Raw genomic sequence first — 21,980 nt, forward strand, 5'->3', positions numbered from 1 at the left:
TTTGACCATACTAAAAATGAATCAATATCAAAGAGGTGAGTATTGTAATGACAACACTATACGTCGGAAATCTCCCGTGGAATACTACAGCGGATGAACTCGGGGAATTCTTCTCTAGCTATGGTCATGTGGAAAGCAGCCGAATTATTACCGATCGTGAGACAGGCCGCTCCAGAGGATTTGGATTTATTGAGGTTGGTGAAGAGGACGCTGAACGTATGACTCAGGAGTTAAATGGCAAGGATTTTGGCGGAAGACCTCTAACGGTGAATGAAGCCAAACCGAAACAAATGTAATATCCCGCGACTGGAAGGGAGACCCTCTGACATGCTTGTGGGGGGTCTCCCTTCTAAAATGACTAAATCCATTGCATCTATTTCCTGTACCTCTTGTCTAGCAATAATATGTACGTTTGTGTTTTAAGTCACTGATCACGGACAATACTAAAATTAAGGTTATTTCGTAAAAAATTTTGCAGTTGATGGCCTAAATTGGTAGAATGTAAGATAATGCAAAAGAGATAGATAATTGGCGTTTAAGGGGGAGCGGGAACGTGGAGCTGCGGGTTGAAGAGGTAATGAGTCTTGCCAAGCATATACTTTCAGAGTCAAGGTTCAAGCATACTTTGGGCGTTGCTGATCAGGCGGAAATGTTAGCCAAACGACACGGGGTCGATCCTGTGAAAGCACGATGTGCGGGGTTAGCTCATGATTTGGCAAAGGAACTTCCGGCAAAGGTACAGGTGGGTTTAGCCCGTTATTGGAATTTGCTGGAATACCCCGAAGATGAACAGTATCCTTATGTTTTGCACGGCCGTCTTTCGGCTTATTGGCTGGAACATTATTTTAAGGTTGAGGATAAAGACTTGTTGGCGGCAATTGCCAGTCATACTTTAGGGAGACCGGGAATGTCTCCTTTAGAGATGCTGATTTATAGCGCTGATTTAACAGAATCAGGCCGAACTTTTCCAGAAGTGGACAAGTTGCGTCAATCCTTGTATGATGATTTAGAAAAGGGTACGTTTGACTGTGTTGAAGGCACTTTACTATATTTAAAGGAAAGCAGCCATCCAATTCATCCTTTAACGCAACTAACCTATGATGATTTGAAAAGGAGGATATCTATTGGAACTTGATCAAGAAAAACTCACCGAAGTTGTTCATCTGGCCGAAGATAAAAAGGGCGGTGACATTACTCTTCTCAACCTAAAGGGAATTTCTATGGTTACAGATTATTGTTTAATTGTGACGGGAAATTCAGCAATCCAGGTGAAAGCGATCACGAATCACTTGGAAGAAAAATTGCCAGAGATCGGAATTCCGGTCATGCACGTTGAAGGATTGCCTGATGCTAAGTGGGTTTTGATGGATTGCGGCGGAGATTTGGTCATACATATTATGACTCCGGAACAACGTGAGTTTTATCAGCTTGAGCGCCTTTGGAAGGATGCTCAGGAGGTTTCTTTCGCCAGTTTGGTTTAGGCCTTTAAAAAAACAATTATTGAGAAAAAACGATTATTATAACTGATCACTATAATGAAAAGCTGCGATAGGGAATAGTACTCAAAACTCTTCTTTAGAGAAACGGCGGTTGGTGAAAGCCGTTGAAGGGGATTGCTGGAACTCGTCCTGGAGCTGTGTTCAGGTAACAATGAACATCGGTGAGAACCGTTACAATCTTGGAGTGTATTTAGGAATTTGGGTGGTATCACGGGAGCAGGCCTCTCGTCCCTTGGGACGGGGGGATTTTTGCTATAATCCGTCAATAATAAGGGGGAAGATTTTTAATGCAAGAGAAATATTCGTTTATAGAAATTGAACCCAAGTGGCAGAAGAAATGGCTGGAAGAAAAGGCTTATAAGACAGAGGAATCTTCCGCTAAGCCAAAGTATTATGCGTTAGCCATGTTCCCTTATCCCTCCGGGGATTTGCATATGGGTCATGTGAGAAACTATTCTATCGCTGATGTTATCGCCCGTTTTAAACGGATGCAGGGCTTTAATGTTCTTCATCCCATTGGCTGGGACTCTTTTGGCTTGCCCGCAGAAAATGCTGCCATTAAGCACCAGACTCCACCGGCAGATTGGACTTGGAAAAATATTGCCAACATGCAGCGCCAGCTTAAGGGAATGGGGCTTTCCTATGATTGGGACCGGGAAGTAGCAACTTGCCATCCGGGATATTACAAGTGGACACAGTGGATGTTTTTGGAGTTTTATAAGCATGGCTTGGTGTATAAGAAAAAGGCTGCAGTCAATTGGTGTCCCTCCTGCACCACGGTTTTAGCAAATGAGCAAGTCGTCGACGGGGCCTGTGAGCGATGTGATACTCCCGTGACGAAGAAAAACCTCGAACAGTGGTTTTTCAAAATCACGGATTATGCAGAGACTCTGCTGCAGGATTTGGATGATCTGCCCGGCTGGCCCGAGAAGGTTAAAACCATGCAGCGCAATTGGATTGGGCGTTCGGAAGGTGTCGAGGTTCAATTTGCTTTAGAAGGGCGATCTGAGAAATTTTCGGTTTATACAACTCGCGTTGATACTCTGTTCGGAGTAAGCTATGTTGTTCTAGCGCCTGAACATCCCCTCGTTCTGGAATTAGTGAAGGGAACGAAGTATGAAGAGGATGTTAGGGCCTTCATTAATAAAATGAACGGACTGAATGAAATCGCTCGAACTTCGACAGAAGCTGAAAAAGAAGGCTTGTTTATCGGAGCTTATTGCCTTAATCCCTTAAGCGGTGAGAAGCTGCCGATTTGGATTGCCAATTATGTTCTTGTGGAATACGGAACCGGTGCGGTTATGGGAGTTCCTGCCCACGATGAACGGGACTTCGAGTTTGCCGCGAAGTATCAATTACCCATTAAAACGGTCATTATGCCTAACGATAGTGAGCCTGGCGAGAAGGACAACCCCCTTAAAGCTGCTTATACGGACAATGGTATTCTGGTTAATTCCGGTTCCTTTGACGGTCTTAGCAGTGACGAAGGATGGGATAAGATTGCTGATGAAGTAGAGCGTCGTGGTGTTGGCCAGCGCAAGGTCAATTTCCGCTTGCGTGACTGGCTCATATCCCGCCAACGGTATTGGGGAGCACCGATTCCTATGGTATATTGTGAAGCTTGTGGTACTGTTCCTGTCCCGGAAGAGCAGTTGCCGGTAATGCTTCCTGAAGATGTGGTGTTTAAAACGGGAGAAAATCCTTTGACGACCTCGAAGTCCTTTATGGAAACGACGTGTCCGAAGTGCGGTGGTCCTGCACACCGTGAAACAGATACCATGGATACGTTTGCTTGTTCCTCTTGGTATTTCCTCAGATATACCGATCCTCGAAATACAGAGGCACCTTTTACTAAGGATGCCGTGGATCAATGGATGAATGTTGATCAGTATGTGGGCGGGGTGGAACATGCTATTCTTCACCTTTTATATGCTCGTTTCTTTACCAAAGCTCTGCGGGATTTTGGTTATCTGAAAGCTAACGAACCGTTCCAAAACTTACTGACTCAAGGTATGGTTTGTATGGACGGTTCGAAGATGTCCAAATCGAAGGGGAATATCGTCAGCCCTGAGGCGATTATCGGAAAATATGGCGCCGATACAGCGAGATTATTTATTCTTTTCGCCGCTCCGCCGGAAAGAGATCTGGAATGGAGTGATCAAGGGGTTGAAGGGTGCTATCGCTTCCTCAATCGGATTTGGCGTCTAGTTGCTCAATATGAGTCTATCATTAAGGAGACGAGAAAGGTCCCTGCATCTAAGGCTGATTTAGAAAAAGAGTGGGCTAATCTGGATTCGGCAGGCAAAGAGATGAGACGGCAAACTCACTTGGCGATTCAGAGAGTGACAGTGGATGTCGGCACGCGCTATAACTTCAACACGGCTATTAGTACGATCATGGAGTGGGTCAACGCTCTCTATCTCTATAAGGAGCAGCCAACAGCCAATCCTTTAGTCGGCAGAGAAGCTATTGAAGGGATTCTCCTTCTTCTGGCTCCTTTTGCACCGCATATTACGGAGGAACTTTGGCAAGGTATCGGACATACGAACAGTGTTCATGAACAGCCATGGCCGGAGGTAGATGAAAAAGCCCTTGTTCAGGATGAAGTGACGGTTGTTCTGCAGGTCAATGGGAAGGTTCGGGATCGGATACAGGTTCCCGCTGAGATATCGGCCGCAGAGTTGGAAAAGATTGTTGTTTCTCAGCCGAAAGTGGTTGAATGGACCCAGGGGAAAACTGTTGTTAAGGTGATTACGGTACCTGGGAAATTGGTGAATTTGGTGGTTAAATAGAGGGACTTGTGGCAGGCCTCGCTCGGTGCATACGACGCAGAGCAAACTAAACGTTCAAGCGACTTGCTTTGGGGAGCGGGGTGCATCCTACGGCGATAGCGTTTTTTGAAGAACCCGCCTACGGCGATAATCTCCACTGGAGATTATCGTACCATAAGCGCCATCCATGGCGCTATGGTGGCGGCGCACGTCCTGTGCGCCGCCCCTAGTCTGGGGTCAAGTCGCTTTCGCGGAGTTTGCTGACTGCTTACGTAAAGACCTCGCGCCGCCTGACACTGCGTCCCTGGCTAAAGGGTCGGGGAACGGCGCGGGTAAGTCTTATAAGGTGTGGTTTTGGAGACGGCACATAAATGTGCGCCGCCTTTTTTTGTGGACGAGAGGGATAAGTGGAGATTTTTTTGTGTTTGTGTCTGATTGAATGTTCGATGTAAATGACGGGCTGCTGCATTTGTGGAGTTTGCTGACTGCTTACGTAAAGACCTCGCGCTGCCTGACACTGCGTCCCTGGCTAAAGGGTCGGGGGAACGGCGTGGGTAAGTCTTATAAGGTGTGATTTTGGGAGACGGCACATAAATGTGTACCGTCTTTTTTTTTGTGGACGCGAGGGATATGTAACACAGAAATGAATGATCTGGAATAATATGGTGACATGAGGAGGTGATGGAATGGGTCAGCAGGATAAATTAAAGGGTCAATGGCCTCCGCATGTTTGGTATCCGCCACATCCAGACCCTATAAGTTCATCAAATGTCGAGAAGGGAGAGGGATCATTCGCCTATTCTAAACCTTTCCCAAAACCTGAGCATGAGTCTGGCGGATTAACGGAACGAGATATTGCAGTTGCTGATATTTGGCCTTTGCTGCCTGCGGCTGTTGGGGCTGGGGCTGCGATCTTATTGCTGCTTATGGCAAACCATAAGCAATGGAATGATGAGAACGAGAATGAGGGTTTTGAAGGATATCCGGAGCCTCAAAATACGCCGGTTGGCTCAGCTGTAGTCGTTATTTATTCGATAGTCGCAACTGCTGGTGTCTCTTACTATGTGTATAGGGTCTTATCATCAACAGATGGGCATTTGCTTACTGCATTTATTCCTACGGTCTCAGCCATTACTCTTTTGTTAATTTATTTTGCAGTTGCTTATGACCTTGAATATCACATGGTTCCGGGAAGTTTTAAAGGAAGCGATTTTGGAAATGACATCGTCTCCGAATTATTTACTTTTACCTATTTTAGTATTACAACGTTTGCTACTGCAAGTATGGGAGACTTCTCGCCAATTAGTAATGCCTCAAGAATTCTGGTTACCCTTGAAGTTCTATTCTTTATATATATTTTTACAATGGGAATTGTCTTTTTTGCTGATCCCTAAGACGTGAGGAATTACAGATTGCCAACCTGGATTTAGGAAGTTTGCTGACTCTTATGTAAACTGGAAGGATTTTGTCATGCTTTTTTAGAGCATGGCTTTTTTTGTTGGTTTCTGTATGGTGGTCATGGTTATTTCATTATGGAATATAGATTAAATGAGATAAGTTACATGCAGTAATGGACTTCTGAAGATTTTTGGAAAGTTATGGAATATCATATTAGAAGAGGGGCAAAAAGGATGTGTTAGTTTGCAAAAGGTCTATGTGCTCGATTCCAGCGTATTATTGCATGACCCGAGAGCGATCTTTCAATTCCAAGATAATGAGGTTATTATTCCGTTTGTTGTTTTAGAGGAAATCGAAAGCAAAAAACGTCAGCAGGATAATGTTGGCCGAGCGGCTCGGGAGGCTATTCGAAATCTGGATTGTTTGCGGAATTCCGGTCAGCTTTCCCAAGGAGTTCCTTTACCTGGCGGGGGAATAATTCGGATTGAACTTAATCATTATTCCAAGGAAATTCTTCCGCTTAAGTCCGATCTGGGTTTAGCGGATAATAGAATTTTGGCAGTTTCCTTAAGTTTGGCTCATGAGGAAGAGCGCAGTGTGATATTGGTTACGAAGGATATCGCTATGCGTGTTAAAGCTGATGCTTTGGGTATTTTGACGGAGGATTATTATAATGACAAGGTGGCTATGACTCAGATTAAGGATGAAGTTTTGACTGTATCCCTGGAAGATGGGCAAATTGATCAACTATACCGGAATAACTTTATTTATTGGCAAGAGCCTTTACCAGCTAATGGCTGTATCAAGACCGTTTTGAGTGATCATTGTGTCCTCCCGCTTGTTGCGTCGCCGGAGGGCAATAAGCTGATTAATTGCCTGGGGCAGGGGCGGGCTTCCTGGGATATTCGGCCCAAAAATATGGAGCAGTCCTGGGCTTTGGAGATGCTCCACAATCCGGAAATTAAGTTGGTCAATCTGATGGGCCCGGCGGGGACGGGAAAGACTTTGCTTGCTTTAGCGAGTGGTTTGGAACAGACGGTTCACGCTGAGAAATATGTTCGCCTGCTTTGTGCGCGGCCGATAATTCCTTTTGGCAAAGATATTGGTTTTCTTCCCGGGGAAAAGGAACAAAAGGTACGTCCCTATATGCAGCCTATTTATGACAATTTGGAGTTTTTGTTAAGGCCAAAGCGGGATAAGGAACGGGAGCGAAACGGTGAGTCTATTGTGGAGAGTGCTATTGACCTGCTGATAAAGAAAAAGCAGTTGGAAATTGAAGTGCTCACGTATATTCGGGGACGGAGTATTCCTAATCAATTTTTGATTATCGATGAGGCCCAGAATCTGACGGCCCATGAGGTTAAGACGATCATAACTCGTGCCGGTGAGGGAACGAAAATTGTCCTTTGCGGAGATACGGATCAGATTGATCATCCGTATTTGGATAGGGAAAGTAATGGGTTGGCGTATATTGCCTCCCGGCTGAAAGGGCAGCCGTTCTATGGCCAGGTGCGGCTGATTCACGGGGAACGGAGCGATTTGGCGACAAGGGCGGCAAGCTTGCTTTAGAGGGAGATGGTGCTATGGCGGCGGCGCACGTCCGACGGCCATGGATGGCGAGAGGGGACCTGTGCGCCGCCCCGAATCTGGGGTCAAGTCTCTTTCACGGAGTTTGCTGACTGCAAGAGGCTGTTGGCATCTCAAAATGAAATCCCTTGCCTATTCGACAGGATAAGAAATACTTTGCAGCAGGAAAAGGAGGGAATTTACCGAAATCAAAATTAAATAGGAGTTTTTTTAGCAAAGAAAAATCTCTGTGATATAATTGACTTGTAATATATGTAAAATAGGGGGAAGCGATATGGCCCTTGTAAAAGCCAGAACCATTTCTTACGAGGACTTTCTTAAACTCAGAGAAGCAAGTAATGATAAAGTGGAGTTTATTGATAACATCGTGTATATGACTCCAGCGCCGTCACCCCTACATCAGCGAATTTGTTTTCAAGTGGCTAAAATTTTGGATGGACATGTTACGGATAAGAATTGCCAGATGTTACAAGGAGTTAATATCAGGTTTTTGGATGATGAAAAAAGAAAAATTGGGGATGTGATCCCTGACATTACGGTGGTTTGTGGTAACAACGACATAAATTCAACCTTCATTGAGGAGATTCCAGTACTTATCGTCGAGGTTGTTTCACCATCTTCGGTTTATGCTGATAACATCGAAAAGGCTGCTCTGTACAAACGGTCAGGAGTGAAGGAATACTGGATCATTGATCCAAAATCAAAATGCATCACAGTCTGGAACTTTGTTTCCGATGAACAAATGATATATCACGATGTTGCTAGGTCATATTTATTTGAAGGTTTAAGTGTAGAATTAAGCGATATATTTGTTTAGGGTAGAAGTGTGTGAATTTCAATCATTAGTTGTGACTGAGCCTTTATCATTTATAGGGGCTTGTAATGGATTGCGAAGTTAGAGAGGGAATTATGGTGTTTTCCAAGATACGAGGGCAGAACTAATAGTCACCAATGGTAACCTGAATGGGGGTTCGGTCAATGGAGCGTAAGCTGCGTAAGGTTTGGTGGTTTGTTCTTTTTATGCTGGTGGTTTTGGCCATCTGGAAGCTGTTTTTGCCTCATGGCACAAATGCCTATTTGCAAAAATCTGCTGCTAACCGCGAAATTGTCGTTTACGTTGCCGGAGCCGTTAAAACCCCAGGGCTTGTTCATCTAGCGCCGGATGCACGTTTGGATGATGCTTTAAAACAGGTTCATCTTTTACCGGAGGCTAATTTGGAGAGTATGAATCCGGCAGAACGCCTCAAGGATGGGCAGAAGATTACGGTGCCTTATAAGAATCTTTCGGCATCGTTAAACGGAGGTGTCGGAACTCCCCCGACGGGAGGAAGTGCGGAAAACGGCGGCGTGACGAAGGGGGCGGGTGAGGTTTCTGGAAGTGGTGGTATTGTAAGTGCCGGGGGTATAAGTACGGGAAAGGTTAGTGCGGGATCTGCTGAGGGTAAAATAAATATTAATACTGCCGGGGTTACAGAGCTGGACAAGCTGCCTGGTGTAGGGCCGGCGTTGGCTGGAAGGATTGTTCAGTATCGAACGGAGCATGGGCTCTTTTCCCAGCCGGAAGACCTGCAGAATGTTTCCGGTATTGGTGCGAAGACCTATGAGAAAATGGCTGCGCAAGTAATGGTTGGGCCATGAGAGATCCTTGGGTTGGACGCTCGGCTGCTTTATTGTGTGGGGGGCTTTGCGCTGCTTTGACACCTGAGTCTCTGCGCTTTTGGGTGTTTGGTGTTCTCTGCTTATTGGGGCTGCGCTTGGTCTTGTTTTGGCGGCCCCGTGATTTTTGGGGCAAAGTTTATCGGCCAGAGTTTTTGTTGTTGGCCGTTACTCTTTTGTTGGGTTATATGTATGGTGCTTTGACTGATAGAATGCTTTTGGAGCCGTTGACTTTAAATAGAGTTGAAATTACCGGTGTTCTTAGAGATTGGAATGCGGGGAGTGATAAGAGCGTCGGGGTGCTCTTGGTTGAAAAGGCTGTGGCGGACAGTGAGCTAAGGGAAGAGCTGGGAGGTCAGTCATATCGCTTAGTTGTCTATGCGGATAAAGCGGGGAAAGTACCTGGACAATGGCTAGGGGTTCAGCCGGGAGATCGGGTTGAATTTTTTGGCCGTCTGGAGAGACCGAAGCCGGTGGGTACACCGGGCGGCTTTGATCTGCGTTTGTACAATGCGGTCAGGGGGCTTAGCGGAACGTTGACAGCGCAGGGAGATGCTAAGTTGACTGCTTTTGGAGAGCCGTCTTTGACTTGGAAAATACGCCACAACGTTCATAGACAGTTAGAAGCATGGGATCCTCAGGATACGGGGGTTCTCGAAGGAATTTTCTTTGGTGATTCCAGTCATATTCCGTCTGAAATTCAAGAACGCTATAAGGTGACTGGTGTTCTGCATGTTTTCGCCGCCTCGGGATCAAATGTTGCCTTTGTCATGGGATTGGCTTGGCTGGTTTTGGGTTTCCTGCCGAAACGGCTGCGGATTATAGGGGCGATACTGGCTCTGATTCTTTATGGGGCTTTATGCGGGGGAAATGCTCCGATTGTCCGAGCAACTGTCTTAGGAGTTGCCGTTCTTTTAGGACGTTTTGGCCGGGGACGGGTGGCAGCCCTTCGCTGGTTGCTCTTGACCGGGGCTGGGTTATTTATCCTTAATCCTTTGCTGATTCGGGATCTTGGCTTTCAGCTGTCTTTTTGTGCGGCTTGGGGGCTGGTGGTACTTGTACCTCGGCTTTTGCCAACGGCTTGCTTTCAACGGGTTCCTGCTTTATTTCGAACGGTTTTGGCAAGCACCATAGGGGCTCAGATGGCTGTGCTGCCCCTGCTCATTGCGGCTTTTCACCGTTTGTCTCTGATCGGGCTCCTGGCCAATGTGCTGATTCTTTTTCTTCTTGGCAGTGTGCTGGAGATAGGTTTGATGGGCGTCATTGCCTCCTTCTCCTGGAGTCTGTGTGCTCCGTTTTTCCAAGTTAGTCTCTGGCTTTTGGGCGGGGCGAACGAGGTTTTGAAGGTACTGGCCGGCGTTCCTTGGGCAGATGTCTGGATTGTTAATCCGGGGCCGCTTTTTGGCTTGGTCTGGTATGGAACCATGGGCGTTCTTCTCTGGGGAAAGGAGCGGACGTTTTTCAGTTTTAAGGTCGGGTTACTCTCTCTGAAACGACGACTGGAAGCAGCTGCACCAAAGCTTATAACGTTACGATGCGCTGCAATTAGTCATAGATTAAGGGTTTTGAGCGAAGGTGTTTTTCCAAGCGGTTCAGAAGCTACAAAGCGCAGCTGTTATTATTGGCGTTTTAGCGGTCTTTTGCTCATGTTCGCACTGCTTTGGAGTCCTTGGAATTTTTCTAAGGAATTGGAAGTGGATTTTCTTGATGTAGGGCAGGGGGATTCTATCTTAATTCGAACTCCTGAAAAACATGCCCTCTTAATTGATGCCGGTCCGCGCAGTAAGAGCTTTGATACGGGAGAGCGGGTCGTTTTGCCCTATTTGCTGCAAAGGGGAATCGGTCATTTAGATGCTGTACTGATTACTCATGAAGATCAGGATCACATCGGGGGAATTCGAGCCGTCTTAGATGTGATTCCTACCGATTGGATTGGGGTACCCAACGTGGGAGAACGTTTGGAGAATGAAGAATGGGAAGCGGGACTTCCCGCAGGTTTGACTGACCAATCCGAAGTATTAAAGACATTACAAACTGGAGATCGTATCGAGCTGGATTCCGGAGCTTTTTTGGAGGTTTTTGGTCCCCAAGAAGTTCTTGCCAACACTCATTCGGATCCAAATAATAATTCTCTGGTGATGATGCTCAATTATTTAGGTCAGAAGGTATTTTTAACTGGAGATATGGAGCAAGAAGAGATGGAAGAGATCGCAGCTGCGGGAGAGACTGTTGAAACGGACGTTTTCAAAGAGCCTCATCATGGAAGCCGTTTTTCGCTGGACAAACCCTGGCTTGACAGACTTAATCCAAGAGCGGTTATTATTTCAGTCGGAAAAAATACGTTTGGCCATCCGGCTCCTGAGGTTTTGCAGTACTGGAATGATCGTCACATTCCGGTATACCGTACAGATGAGCAGGGTACGTTAAGAGTTCTATTTAAAGCCGGAACGATAGATATTATTTCTGGCAGACAAGCATCTTAAAAAAAGTTCTCCTGAGACATGACCTTATGTATAAAAAGGAAATATTGGGTAAGAATAACAAGGAACATCTCTTTTCTCCTCCTCTTTCTTTTGCCCCTTCACGATCATGAGTCGTGGAGGGCTTTTTTCGTACAAGTCTGAGGAGTAAAATCTGGCTTTTTTTTGAGGTCTCGATTAAAATGAGCAAAGGGGGTGGATTTCATGAAAGAAATTGAACAAGTTAAGGCGAGTGTTGTAAAGGGTAAGATTCCACCCGTTTATTTATGGTATGGTGAAGACCATTATTTAAGGCAAGAGGCCTATGAGGTTCTTAAGTCCTTCTATCTTCAGACAGATCCTTCAGGAAGCGGGATCGAGCGTGTTTCAGCGAAGTCTGTTGTTCCTGGCGATATTTGTGAATTAGCTAATTCCATGTCTTTTTTTGCTAATCGCTTAGTTGTAGTTGAAGAGGTTACTTATTTCCAAGACGGACAAACTGCTGATCTCGAGCCTATCCTGGACTATCTCACGAATCCTAATCCTTCGACTTGTCTTTTGTTTCTGGCAGATAATGTCCATAAAGGGAGGAAGCTTTATAAAGCTCTTGATCGAGCGGGAGAAATTCTGGAGTTTCGCTCTCCCAAACGACCTCAGGATTGGCTTGAATGGCTTCAAGATGAGGTAAAACTTCGCGGAAAAACGATGAGCCGTCAGACTGTTGCCCAATTTATTGAATGGGCCGGGCATAATACGGGCGTCCTAAACCGAGAATTAGATAAACTTGAAATTTATATAGGAGATCGGAAGACGATCACGGCAGACGACTTTAAAGCAGTGACGATCCAAACTATTGAGGCGACCGTCTTTCAACTTCTTGATGCGGTGGCGAAGCGCTCCGCCAAGGAGGCAATTACGGCCTTACATGAAGTTCTGCGCAAGGAGCATCCCCTAAAGGTACTAACGTTGCTGGTTCGTCAAGTGCGGCTGCTCTTAGGCTGTAATGCTTTGCGAGAACGGGGCGGAAGCGTTTCAGAAGCGCCGTCAGCTTTGGGAATTTCACCCTTTGAAGCTCAAAAGTTATGGCAGCAATCCCTCCATCTCTCGACGGAGAAATTAACCCGAGGGTTGCAGGAATGTTTAAAGACAGATCTGGCCCTGAAAACAAGCGGCGGAGATCCGGGGCTTTTATTAGAAGTGATGATTGTGAAATTTTGCGAGTAAAGTGCTCTAATTTACGTTGTTGACATGTGGAGAACTCTCCTGTTATAATATATGGAGAGTTCTCCATTTATGCTATCGTAATGCAAAGGAGTTGTAAAACACATGGAAAATAAACATTATAAAACTTCCCTGTTGGTCAACAAGTGGTGTCGTTCTGTCAACATTGCGCGAAGCTGCTGATAAAGACTATGCCATTAAAGTGCTTTCAGATGCATGCTTAGATAAGCAGACGTGCTTACGGTTGACGATTGTATTCCTTCCTTGGATTAAAGCCGAAGAACTTTTTAGGAATCACGAAGTGAGCGCCTTTTTGGATTTCGTCCATAAGAGGCGCTCGGCTATTGTAACGGATTATAAAAGGAGGCTTATTTTTATGCCAATTTGGAAAAGAAATTTATTCGTTTGCTGGTTCGGAATGTTTGTAGCAGGTATAGGAATGAGTCAAATTGCCCCGGTATTGCCCCTTTATATTCAGCATTTGGGGGTTCATAATGCATCTTCCATTGCCAAACTTTCCGGAATCGCTTTTGGTATTACCTATATAATTTCAGCTATTTTCTCGCCGATTTGGGGTCATATTGCCGACAAAGTTGGGCGAAAGCCTATGATTCTGCGGGCAAGCCTTGGTATGGCTCTCATTATCGGCTGCATGGGGTTTGCGCCGAATGTATATGTACTGATTGGACTAAGATTATTACAGGGCGCAATAACAGGTTATAGCACAGCTTGTACTGCCTTGATTGCAACTCAAACGGATAAGGAACACGCTGGATATGCACTGGGTACGCTTTCAACCGGAAGTATTGCAGGTTCTTTGTTAGGCCCAATTATTGGCGGCTTAATTGAAGAGTACCTTGGTTTTCAACCTGTATTTTTCATAACAGGAGCATTGCTGCCGGAATTATTTATATACCCCAAGCTTTTGTAAAAAATCCATGGCAACTGATAGGACTGCGCTTTTTATTAGGATTAGCAATAGCCGGATTGAATCCTTCAATTAATACCCTTGTTAAGAAAATTACACCAGATTCTCTTACTGGCGCAGTTTTTGGATTTACCATGTCTGCGGGGTATCTGGGCGTATTTGGCGGTGCTGTTTTAGGCGGGCAGGTGGCAGCCTACTTGGGGATTCAATATGTCTTTTTTGTATCCAGCGCATTGTTGCTGATAAATGCTATCTGGGTGTATTTTAAAGTGTATAAAAAGCTTTGCCTAAAGGAAAATGCATATTAAACCGCATAAAATATGGAGCAGCTAGGCCGAATGCTTAGCTGCTCTACCCCCAACGAAGCAAGATATGAGCCCCCCACTTGAAGTGGGGGGGCGCTTACGATCGGAAAATACAAAGTTTGCCTAGTAACTTAGATGTGCACTTCTTTACAGAAACGTAGCCGAAAGCCCACGGTTTCAATCGTGGGATGAAGGCCGGCTTCGTAATTTCATGTAAATGTAAATGTAAATGTAAATGTAAATGTCTTAGCTCTATGATAAACTAATATTAGTTTGATCTTTGAAAACTGGATAGAGTAAGAGGTTCTGATAGCTAATGCATCTATCAGGTAAAACTCTATGTGTCGTCAAGAAAAAGACGTTAAAACGATCGTTTTCAAAGAAACTGTGGTAGCTGGTAACAGGCTATCAGCCTAGAGTACCATTGTGTACTGCTTTAGGACGGGCTAATGGCATAGCCCTTAACTTGGGGTCACACTCCGATAGCAGAAATGCACTTCGGTTTAATCACCCAAGAATCCCATCGGCTTTAGCCGTGGGAGTGTCAATATAGTGAACTCGTTCAGCTAAAGCTCTGACCTCATGAGCTAAACTAGTTATTCTATCCGGCTGAAGCGAATCAAAATTGTAAATTTTAACATAAGGTTTTTCCTAGGCTGTCATTTAGTGAAAGAATTTACAAGGAGTAGATTATATGGTTAAAATTAATTGGTCCATCTTCAAAACTATTGGTTTAATTCTCCTCGGCAATACTCTTTATGCTTTGGCAGTAACTGCCTTTATTCTTCCTAGCGGATTGATAACTGGAGGCTCAACGGGATTAGCCTTATTCTTTTATCATCAGTTTAATATCCCTATTACACTCTTTGTTTCGCTTTTCAATATTGCTATGTTTATCCTTGGCGCACTGGTACTGGGCAGAGCCTTTGCTCTGACTACCTTGATAAGCACCTTTTACTATCCATTAATTCTTGGTGTTTTTCAAAATCTCCCATTTCTGCAGAGCATGACTTCTGACCATTTGCTTTCTGCTATCTATGCCGGTCTTATGATCGGTTTAAGCCTTGGACTTGTCATTAGAGCGGGTGCATCCACCGGAGGTATGGATATACCTCCCCTGGTATTGAATAAGAAATTTGGGGTTTCTGTTTCCATCACTTTGTACGCTTTTGACTTCACCATCTTGTTATTACAAATGCTGTTTGCCAACAAGGAGCAAGTGCTTTATGGAATCTTGCTGGTACTTATCTATACCGTTGTCTTAGATAAAGTACTTTTGCTCGGGCAATCCCGTATGCAGGTAAAAATCATCAGTAAAAAATACAAGGAAATTAACCAGATGATTATCCACCATTTGGACAGAGGTTCCACCATAATTCAAGCAGAGACAGGTTACTTCCACGATAAAACCCCAGTTCTTCTGACAGTAGTCTCAAACAGAGAACTGCCTTTGCTTAATAAGCTGGCCCTTTCTATAGATCCTAATGCGTTTATGATAATTAACCAAGTTAATAAGGTAAACGGACGCGGCTTTTCTATGGACAAGTCCTATATGTAAACCAATACAAAGTTGATGAAATTGCCTAGTAATGAGCACAAAAAGAGAACGACGATAAATCGTCGCTCTCTTTTTGCGTCATCGTAAGAAATATAAGCTTAACCTACTTTAGAAAATTGTGTATGAAATCTCTTAGTCAGACGGGACTTTTTGCGAGCTGCTAGGTTCTTATGAATTAAACCCTTGGAGGAGGCTTTATCCAAAGCACGAGTAGCCTTTTTCAAAGCGAGTGCTGCAGTCTCAGAATCTGTGCTGATTGACTCTTCAAAACGTCGGATGGTCGTACGTAAAGCTGATTTCGCAGCAGCATTCTTAATCATGCGAGCTTTGCCCAACTCGACTCTTTTGATGGCAGATTTAATGTTTGGCACTTATAGTCACCCCCTTTGGTTGCGATATCCTCAGTTGTACACAAACTATATTTTAACATTTTGATTTATAATTATCAAGGTAAATTAGGATGAGAATGGAATAAATAAATTTCTTGTTTTTTGTTAAAACTAGTTTCGTAGTTTAAGATTGCTTTCAAAAAAAGCGAGAAAATAAATAAGGGGGGGTCTATCAATGATAGGTATGATCGTAAGGTTTATCGTATCTGCTTTGGTTTTGTTATTAGTGAGCTATATTGTTCCAGGCCTGCGAGTCGCCGGTTTCACAGGTGCCCTAATTGCAGCGGTGGTCATTGCTGTTTTAGGATATTTGGTTGAATTGGCCTTTGGGAACAAGGTTTCACGGATGGGACGAGGTTCTATTGGCTTCATAACTGCAGCTGTAGTTATTTATTTGAGCCAGTTTATCGTTCCCGGTTCCATTTCAGTTTCCATTATTGGGGCTTTATTAGCTTCCCTGGTTATTGGAATTGTAGATAGTTTTGTGCCGACAAAACTTCGTTAGTTAATTTTTTGGGGCTATCAACGATAAACGTCAAGACAGAAATTACTTTTTAGTTCTACTTAAGACTTGTCCCTCATATTTCTTCAATAGGAGAAAGGGGGGACAAGTTCTTTGTTGCGGGAAAATTATTATCATTATAATCATTACAATAATAAAAAAATTAAAGCCTGGAAATTTAAAGAATGGATTAGAGGGTTGTTTTTTGGCCTGGTCTGCTGCCTTGTCCTGCTAAGCTTTATATATTCAATTAAAAATGAAAGCTCAGTCCAATTTGTCCAGTTTTTAACTCAGCAATCCTTTCCTTTGGAAGCTGTCTTGCTGGAAGGGATTCCGGGTTACTCTCAACCGCAGCGTGCCCGCTTAGATGAGGTAAGGAGTCAGAGTTTAGCAACTGGAATGTATTTATTAACAGGTGTTAATGTCGCCGATCCGCGCACGTTTTTTCTTAGCTATTTTTCTCCGCCTCCTGAAGGGCCGACTTGGTTAGGGTGGGCTTATAATCCTAAAGATCCGGAGTTTGAGGGACCAATACTTGAACCTATTGAAAGTCCGCCTAAAGTGAATAATAATGCGGCAACGACTCCTGCGCCGCCGGTTTCCGGTTCCAAGGATGTTCTTGTAGGAATTTACAATACGCATAACAGTGAATGTTATTCCGGAGACGGAGGTCCGGACCGCAGGCAAGGGGAAAATGGAGACGTTGTTACGGTAGGAGAAACTTTGAAAAAGTCCCTGGGACAACATGGCATTGAAGCCGCTCATTCTCTAACCATCCATGATGGCGAAAATTTTATGACGGCATATTCCCGTTCTATTAATACGGCAGCCAAACTCCTTAAAGATTATCCGACCATTAAAATCTTAATCGACCTTCATCGGGATGGATTTCCGCCGGGGGTGTCCAAAGAGACAGTCAGCGTTAAGGGTAAAGATGTTAGCCCGGTAATGGTTGTCATTGGCAAGAAAAACCCTCATTGGCAAATTAATGATGCTTTGGCAAGGAAACTTATTGCATTGGGGAATAAGAAATATCCCGGTCTTTTCGCGGCCAATATTAGTTACGCCGATGATGCCCGTTACAATCAACATCTTTCTAACGGCGGCATATTGCTGGAATTTGGAAGTCAGCTCAATACTTTAGAGGAAGCTAACGGTGCAGCGGAAGCCGTCGCCGATATTTTGGCGGATTATCTTAAGGAAACGTCTAATAGATAACATAATGGAGATAAGAAGGAAGAATCACTAAGTTTTCTTTATCTCGTGAAAAATGCTATAATGCGGAAGGTGAGAATAGGATGATGGGGAGAAGAGGTTAGAAATGTCATCAACCAACCGTACACTTTTAAAAGCCGCCGGATTTTTAATGGCAGCGCAAATGGCTTCGCGACTCCTGGGTTTTTTGCGGGAAACGTTAATTGCAGGTTTTTTTGGGCAGAGTCGAGTTACGGATGCCTATAATACGGCGTTTATTCTCCCTGACTTGCTCTATTGGTTATTGGTAGGCGGAGTTTTGAGTGCTGCTTTTATTCCCGTTTTTTCCGAATATATTGCTCAGGGCAAGGAAGATGAGGGCTGGCGTGTCGTTAGTTCTGTTGTGAATATCATCTTTATTGCTCTTGGGGTATTCGTCTTGTTTGGGCTCTTTTTCACACCGGAGTTTTTGAAGCTTATGGTCCCTGGGTTTCAGGCCAAAGATATTGCGCTGACGACCCATTTAACGCGAATTTTGCTGATGCAGCCCTTATTTATGGCTTTTAGCGGTTTGACGATGGGTGTTCTGAACTCTTATAAAATCTTTTGGCCCTCGGCTTTAGGCACGGTTTTATATAATGCCAGCGTTATATTTTTTGGGACAATCCTAGCGAATCCAGCGAAACCAGAAAGTATTTCCGGGTTTGCTGTAGGGGTAGTTGTCGGTGCTTTGGTCAATTTTGCGATCCAAATTCCTGCCCTGCGCAAGGTTGGGGTACGTTATCATCCTATTATTGATTGGCATAATCCCGGTGTGCGCCGGATTGCTGCCCTGGCTGTGCCGATTATTTTGAGTTATTCTTTAAATCAAATTCAAATTGCTGTGAATAATAATTTTGGCTCGACTCTTTTCCCGGGGAGTATTTCCGCCATTTGGTATTCATCGCGTCTCTTTCAAATGCCCGTCGGGATCTTTGCTTTAGCAATCGCTGTGGCCTCTTTCCCAACGATGACAGAGCAGGCAGCTTTAAAGCAATGGGACAGACTGCGTGAAACAATTTCCCGAACGATTCGAATGGTTGTTTTTATTACGCTTCCGGTTTCCGTGGGTATGATCGTTCTGCGTTTTCCTCTCATACGAACTCTCTTTCAGCATGGGCATTTTACGGCTGAGGATACGGCGCGGACGACAGTCCCTTTGTTGTATTTTTGTTTGGGAATTTCGGCTCAGTCCGTGATCCAAATTTTACCCCGGGCCTTCTATGCTCTGCAGGATACCTGGACGCCGGTTATTTTGGGACTCATTTCTATGGCCATTGATATTTTATGTATGTTTTTGCTGGTTCATCCTCTGGCTGCTGGGGGACTTGCTCTGGCTGATACAGTCTCGGCCATTGTCAATATGTTGCTGTTGTTCTACGTCCTGCGCAAGAAATTAGGCAAAATGGATGGAAAAAATATGTTGATAACCGGCTTAAAGACTCTGTTTTCCTCTCTGCTTATGGCTGCTGTTATTTGGATCTGGAGCCAGTGGACGACGAAGTTTTTAGGGGTGAAAACTATTTCCTCGCTTATAGTCTTGGTTACCGGCACGGCTCTGGGGGCTGTAGTCTTTGGCCTGTCGGCAAAGCTGTTGAAAATGGAAGAGTTCGAGCAAACTGTTGGTTTAGTGCAGCGGAGGTTTAAAAAGGCCCATTAAGCTCGGCAATAATGTCCACTGGACATTATTGTATCTGAAGCCCTGATGCTCAGCTTAGCGTAAGCGAGTTCACTTGTTGAACGAAACTTTTAGTAAATCAATGGATTTAGACGTTGCTATCATGAAACGTTGGTTAAATAACGTTATTTCCTGGAAAATGGAAACATATCAGTTGTGACAAAAACCCAATTCTTAGGTATTATATCTATTATTAGTTAACGAATAGGCAATGGAGCCGTCGAGATATCTTGATGATATTTGGCGGCTTTTTTTGTGCTCTCAGGTAGGATAACCAATTTTCGAAGGGAAGGGCATGTGCTGTGAAAGTTAAAACGAAGCCTTCCTTGGAACGTTCCGCAATCCTTTTGGCTATGACTGAAACGAGAGAGGAAGAAGAAAGGCTCAAGAAAGCTCTTCAGGAATCTGCAGCTATTCGCTGCGGGGTGACAGAACTTGGGGGAACGGTCTCGACTCTGCAGCATACGGGGAAACTGACCAATTCCGTGATCTCAGCTGCTTTTAATACGGGAGTAATTCCCAAGGAAGGCCGCAAAATTCACGCTTTGATCCATGCAACACTGGAAGCCAGCAACAGTATTTTTATTCATACGAACAGCAATGCCAGTTTTGCTCTAAAAATCGGTTTAACAACGGATACAGAGTGGATTGCGGTAGCAATTTTTGGCCGGTCCTCCTTACACCCTCTTTTGGAACATTCTCGTGTCGGTTTGGGATTTATGCATCTTTGATTTCATAGGGGTTCCTGGCTGAAAAGAATTCGGCATTAGAGTTTGAGACTGTATTGAGGAAAAACCCTGCATGCAACAGTAGTGTAAAATGGGTAGCTGCAAAAAGAGTTAGTTTTGTAAAAAGATTTTTGTAAAAATGCATAGTTGTGTAACAGTGTTGTAGAGAGATAGTGGTTTGTCCAGAGAGTATTAGGATAGATAATTGAATAACCGGGCACCAAACTAAAGAATGGTTTGGAGCGGTAAAGTGTTTTAGAGAGCCCTTAATTTTAGAAATTAGGGCTCTCTTTGTCTTTTTCTCAGGACTTTTCTCAAGGGCATTTGGTTACCCCCTTCTATAAGTGGTGGTGGACCTTCGAAAACTTCAGTTCACTGCAGGAGGTGATGCGATTGATCGTTTACCTAGGTTCCAGCGGATTTAAACAAAAAAATATAGGCGCTAAAACTTGAAGGAGGATGGTTTCTATGAAAATGATTAGAGCAATTGTCAGGCCTGATAAAACGGAGGAGGTCGCTGAGTCCCTGGCTCAGGCAGGGATGCCTTCCTTAACGAAAATGCATGTCTTTGGGCGCGGCAGAACGAAAGGAATCAGAATTGGCGACGTTGTTTACGATGAGTTTCCCAAGACGCTCCTGCTCTTAGTGATCGAAGATTACAAACTGGAAGAGGCCGTTTCCCTTATCCTCGAAAAAGCGAAAACGGGAACCATGGGAGATGGGAAAATTTTTGTGACGGAAGTGGAAGAGGCTTATACCGTAAGTTCTGGAACAAAGGGGTTGTAATTTATGAAAGAAATTATGACATTTATACGGCGGCATCAAGTTCCCGCCACTAAGAAAGTCTTCGAAGATGCCGGATTTCCCGCCCTTACCATTCAAAGTGTCGAGGGCCGCGGTAAACAAGGTGGAATTGGAGGATGGGCCGCTGAGGTTGATCCGGAATTGAATACTGTGATTAATCAGGTACACCCGGATGAGTCCCAATTTCACTGGATTCCCAAACGGATGCTGACGATTGTGGTCCAGGATGATCAGGTTCAGGAAATTGTAGATTTAATTATTAAAGCAAACCAAACGGGACATATGGGAGACGGGAAAATCTTTGTCTGTCCGCTGAAAGAAGTTGTTCGGGTGCGTACCGGAGAAACCGGAGGCGAAGCTGTCGTTTAATAACGATTAGGATGGTTAATGCAAATTTCCTGCTGGAAGGTTAGAGATAAAGGAGATGTATTGTCATGAGGCAAATCGCAATTTATGGAAAAGGTGGTATTGGCAAATCAACGACCACCCAAAATACAGTGGTCGCTCTGGCAGAAATGGGAAGAAAAGTCACAGTCGTGGGTTGTGACCCTAAAGCAGATTCCACGCGCTTGATTCTCAATAGCAAGGCTCAAACGACAGTGATGGACTTAGCCCGTGAGCGGGGGACTGTGGAAGATTTGGAGTTGGAAGACGTTTTGGTTGAAGGGTTTTTAGGTATTCGCTGTTCGGAATCAGGGGGGCCGGAACCAGGGGTGGGCTGCGCAGGTCGAGGAGTTATTACAGCGATTAACTTTCTGGAGGAAAACGGAGCCTATACCTCAGATACCGATTATGTATTCTACGATGTTTTAGGAGACGTCGTTTGTGGTGGGTTTGCTATGCCGATCCGCGAAAATAAAGCGAAGGAGATTTATATTGTAACTTCCGGCGAGATGATGGCGATGTATGCCGCTAACAATATTTCTAAGGGGATTCTCAAATATGCCCTGACCGGAACGGTGCGTTTAGGTGGTTTAATCTGTAACAGCCGTGTTGTAGACAAAGAACAGGAACTGATTGAGGCCTTGGCTAAAGCGTTAAATACGCAAATGATTCACTTTATGCCCCGGGATAATGAGGTTCAGCGAGCTGAAGTGCGCAAACAAACGGTCATTCAATATAATCCCAGCCATCCTCAAGCAGACCAATATCGAGAATTGGCCCGAAAAATCGAGAATAATACAGAGCTGACCATCCCGACTCCGCTCAGCATGGATGAATTAGAAGCCTTAATGATGGAATTCGGCATTATGGAAATGTAATA

At 44.5% G+C, this 21,980-nt stretch carries 19 protein-coding genes, 1 pseudogene and 1 other annotated feature; of the genes and pseudogenes, 19 read left to right on the forward strand and 1 reads right to left on the reverse strand.

Annotated features, from left to right (window positions below):
- Window positions 1–47 precede the first annotated feature (47 nt).
- The 12 genes and pseudogenes from B5771_RS16360 to B5771_RS16420 all read left to right on the forward strand — a co-directional run bounded on the left by B5771_RS16360 (window position 48) and on the right by B5771_RS16420 (window position 15,382).
- A complete protein-coding gene (locus B5771_RS16360) occupies window positions 48–296 on the forward strand; it encodes an RNA-binding protein (RefSeq protein ID WP_047809941.1) in 249 nt (82 codons plus the stop codon).
- A 257-nt stretch (window positions 297–553) separates the two neighbouring features.
- Window positions 554–1,135: a bis(5'-nucleosyl)-tetraphosphatase (symmetrical) YqeK gene (yqeK, locus tag B5771_RS16365; RefSeq protein ID WP_088188498.1), complete on the forward strand. Its 582-nt coding sequence runs from the start codon at window positions 554–556 to the stop codon at window positions 1,133–1,135.
- Entirely contained in the window at window positions 1,125–1,481 is a 357-nt protein-coding gene (rsfS, locus tag B5771_RS16370; RefSeq protein WP_047809940.1) for a ribosome silencing factor, read from the forward strand. The genes yqeK and rsfS overlap by 11 nt, the downstream gene beginning before the upstream one ends.
- A 55-nt stretch (window positions 1,482–1,536) precedes the next feature.
- Window positions 1,537–1,735, forward strand: a binding site (T-box leader).
- Window positions 1,736–1,786: 51 nt separating this feature from the next.
- Window positions 1,787–4,291, forward strand: coding sequence for a leucine--tRNA ligase (leuS, locus tag B5771_RS16375; protein ID WP_088188499.1), 2,505 nt, complete (start codon window positions 1,787–1,789; stop codon window positions 4,289–4,291).
- A 665-nt stretch (window positions 4,292–4,956) separates the two neighbouring features.
- Window positions 4,957–5,664, forward strand: coding sequence for a two pore domain potassium channel family protein (locus B5771_RS16385; protein ID WP_088188501.1), 708 nt, complete (start codon window positions 4,957–4,959; stop codon window positions 5,662–5,664).
- A gap of 247 nt (window positions 5,665–5,911) precedes the next feature.
- Window positions 5,912–7,237, forward strand: coding sequence for a PhoH family protein (locus tag B5771_RS16390; RefSeq protein WP_088188502.1), 1,326 nt, complete (start codon window positions 5,912–5,914; stop codon window positions 7,235–7,237).
- 292 nt (window positions 7,238–7,529) lie between these two features.
- Window positions 7,530–8,072 (forward strand): Uma2 family endonuclease, encoded by a 543-nt coding sequence (locus B5771_RS16395; protein WP_088188503.1) that lies wholly within the window; start codon window positions 7,530–7,532, stop codon window positions 8,070–8,072.
- A 161-nt stretch (window positions 8,073–8,233) separates the two neighbouring features.
- Window positions 8,234–8,893: a helix-hairpin-helix domain-containing protein gene (locus B5771_RS16400; protein WP_088188504.1), complete on the forward strand. Its 660-nt coding sequence runs from the start codon at window positions 8,234–8,236 to the stop codon at window positions 8,891–8,893.
- A 56-nt stretch (window positions 8,894–8,949) separates the two neighbouring features.
- Window positions 8,950–11,394: a ComEC/Rec2 family competence protein gene (locus B5771_RS16405; RefSeq protein WP_348982958.1), complete on the forward strand. Its 2,445-nt coding sequence runs from the start codon at window positions 8,950–8,952 to the stop codon at window positions 11,392–11,394.
- 201 nt (window positions 11,395–11,595) lie between these two features.
- Complete coding sequence (holA, locus tag B5771_RS16410; RefSeq protein ID WP_088188506.1) at window positions 11,596–12,594, forward strand: DNA polymerase III subunit delta; 999 nt, start codon at window positions 11,596–11,598, stop codon at window positions 12,592–12,594.
- A 373-nt stretch (window positions 12,595–12,967) separates the two neighbouring features.
- Window positions 12,968–13,827 (forward strand): annotated as a pseudogene (locus B5771_RS16415) (MFS transporter).
- Between the two features lie 691 nt (window positions 13,828–14,518).
- Window positions 14,519–15,382: a YitT family protein gene (locus B5771_RS16420; RefSeq protein WP_088188507.1), complete on the forward strand. Its 864-nt coding sequence runs from the start codon at window positions 14,519–14,521 to the stop codon at window positions 15,380–15,382.
- A gap of 98 nt (window positions 15,383–15,480) precedes the next feature.
- On the opposite strand, the gene rpsT is transcribed toward B5771_RS16420, so the two are convergent.
- Window positions 15,481–15,753 carry a 30S ribosomal protein S20 gene (gene rpsT, locus B5771_RS16425; protein ID WP_047809931.1) on the reverse strand — a complete coding sequence of 91 codons (273 nt, stop codon included), beginning with the start codon at window positions 15,751–15,753 and terminating at the stop codon, window positions 15,481–15,483.
- Between the two features lie 193 nt (window positions 15,754–15,946).
- On the opposite strand from rpsT, the gene B5771_RS16430 reads away from it, so the two are divergent.
- The 7 genes from B5771_RS16430 to nifH all read left to right on the forward strand — a co-directional run bounded on the left by B5771_RS16430 (window position 15,947) and on the right by nifH (window position 21,978).
- On the forward strand, window positions 15,947–16,276 hold the full coding sequence (locus B5771_RS16430; protein WP_014828893.1) for a phage holin family protein: 330 nt from the start codon (window positions 15,947–15,949) through the stop codon (window positions 16,274–16,276).
- Window positions 16,277–16,387: 111 nt separating this feature from the next.
- Window positions 16,388–17,491 carry a stage II sporulation protein P gene (locus B5771_RS16435; RefSeq protein WP_088188508.1) on the forward strand — a complete coding sequence of 368 codons (1,104 nt, stop codon included), beginning with the start codon at window positions 16,388–16,390 and terminating at the stop codon, window positions 17,489–17,491.
- Window positions 17,492–17,594: 103 nt separating this feature from the next.
- The gene (murJ, locus tag B5771_RS16440; protein ID WP_088188509.1) at window positions 17,595–19,166 is read left to right on the forward strand and encodes a murein biosynthesis integral membrane protein MurJ; all 1,572 of its coding nucleotides are present in this window, start codon (window positions 17,595–17,597) and stop codon (window positions 19,164–19,166) included.
- A 320-nt stretch (window positions 19,167–19,486) separates the two neighbouring features.
- Entirely contained in the window at window positions 19,487–19,915 is a 429-nt protein-coding gene (locus B5771_RS16445; protein ID WP_088188510.1) for a HutP family protein, read from the forward strand.
- 465 nt (window positions 19,916–20,380) lie between these two features.
- The gene (locus B5771_RS16450) at window positions 20,381–20,698 is read left to right on the forward strand and encodes a P-II family nitrogen regulator (protein WP_047809929.1); all 318 of its coding nucleotides are present in this window, start codon (window positions 20,381–20,383) and stop codon (window positions 20,696–20,698) included.
- Window positions 20,699–20,701: 3 nt separating this feature from the next.
- On the forward strand, window positions 20,702–21,085 hold the full coding sequence (locus B5771_RS16455) for a P-II family nitrogen regulator (RefSeq protein WP_088188511.1): 384 nt from the start codon (window positions 20,702–20,704) through the stop codon (window positions 21,083–21,085).
- Window positions 21,086–21,150: 65 nt separating this feature from the next.
- Complete coding sequence (gene nifH, locus B5771_RS16460) at window positions 21,151–21,978, forward strand: nitrogenase iron protein (RefSeq protein ID WP_047809927.1); 828 nt, start codon at window positions 21,151–21,153, stop codon at window positions 21,976–21,978.
- Window positions 21,979–21,980: the final 2 nt, after the last annotated feature.

Origin of the sequence: Desulfosporosinus sp. FKA (assembly GCF_002196785.1) — a bacterium.
Classification (GTDB): domain Bacteria; phylum Bacillota; class Desulfitobacteriia; order Desulfitobacteriales; family Desulfitobacteriaceae; genus Desulfosporosinus; species Desulfosporosinus acididurans.

Excerpts from the sequence above, each read along its gene's own strand:
- B5771_RS16360 (WP_047809941.1), top strand. The coding sequence starts at position 48 with ATGACAACACTATACGTCGGAAATCTCCCGTGGAATACTACAGCGGAT.
- leuS (WP_088188499.1), top strand. The coding sequence starts at position 1,787 with ATGCAAGAGAAATATTCGTTTATAGAAATTGAACCCAAGTGGCAGAAG.
- B5771_RS16385 (WP_088188501.1), top strand. The coding sequence starts at position 4,957 with ATGGGTCAGCAGGATAAATTAAAGGGTCAATGGCCTCCGCATGTTTGG.
- B5771_RS16395 (WP_088188503.1), top strand. The coding sequence starts at position 7,530 with ATGGCCCTTGTAAAAGCCAGAACCATTTCTTACGAGGACTTTCTTAAA.
- B5771_RS16400 (WP_088188504.1), top strand. The coding sequence starts at position 8,234 with ATGGAGCGTAAGCTGCGTAAGGTTTGGTGGTTTGTTCTTTTTATGCTG.
- holA (WP_088188506.1), top strand. The coding sequence starts at position 11,596 with ATGAAAGAAATTGAACAAGTTAAGGCGAGTGTTGTAAAGGGTAAGATT.
- B5771_RS16420 (WP_088188507.1), top strand. The coding sequence starts at position 14,519 with ATGGTTAAAATTAATTGGTCCATCTTCAAAACTATTGGTTTAATTCTC.
- B5771_RS16430 (WP_014828893.1), top strand. The coding sequence starts at position 15,947 with ATGATAGGTATGATCGTAAGGTTTATCGTATCTGCTTTGGTTTTGTTA.
- murJ (WP_088188509.1), top strand. The coding sequence starts at position 17,595 with ATGTCATCAACCAACCGTACACTTTTAAAAGCCGCCGGATTTTTAATG.
- B5771_RS16450 (WP_047809929.1), top strand. The coding sequence starts at position 20,381 with ATGAAAATGATTAGAGCAATTGTCAGGCCTGATAAAACGGAGGAGGTC.
- B5771_RS16455 (WP_088188511.1), top strand. The coding sequence starts at position 20,702 with ATGAAAGAAATTATGACATTTATACGGCGGCATCAAGTTCCCGCCACT.
- nifH (WP_047809927.1), top strand. The coding sequence starts at position 21,151 with ATGAGGCAAATCGCAATTTATGGAAAAGGTGGTATTGGCAAATCAACG.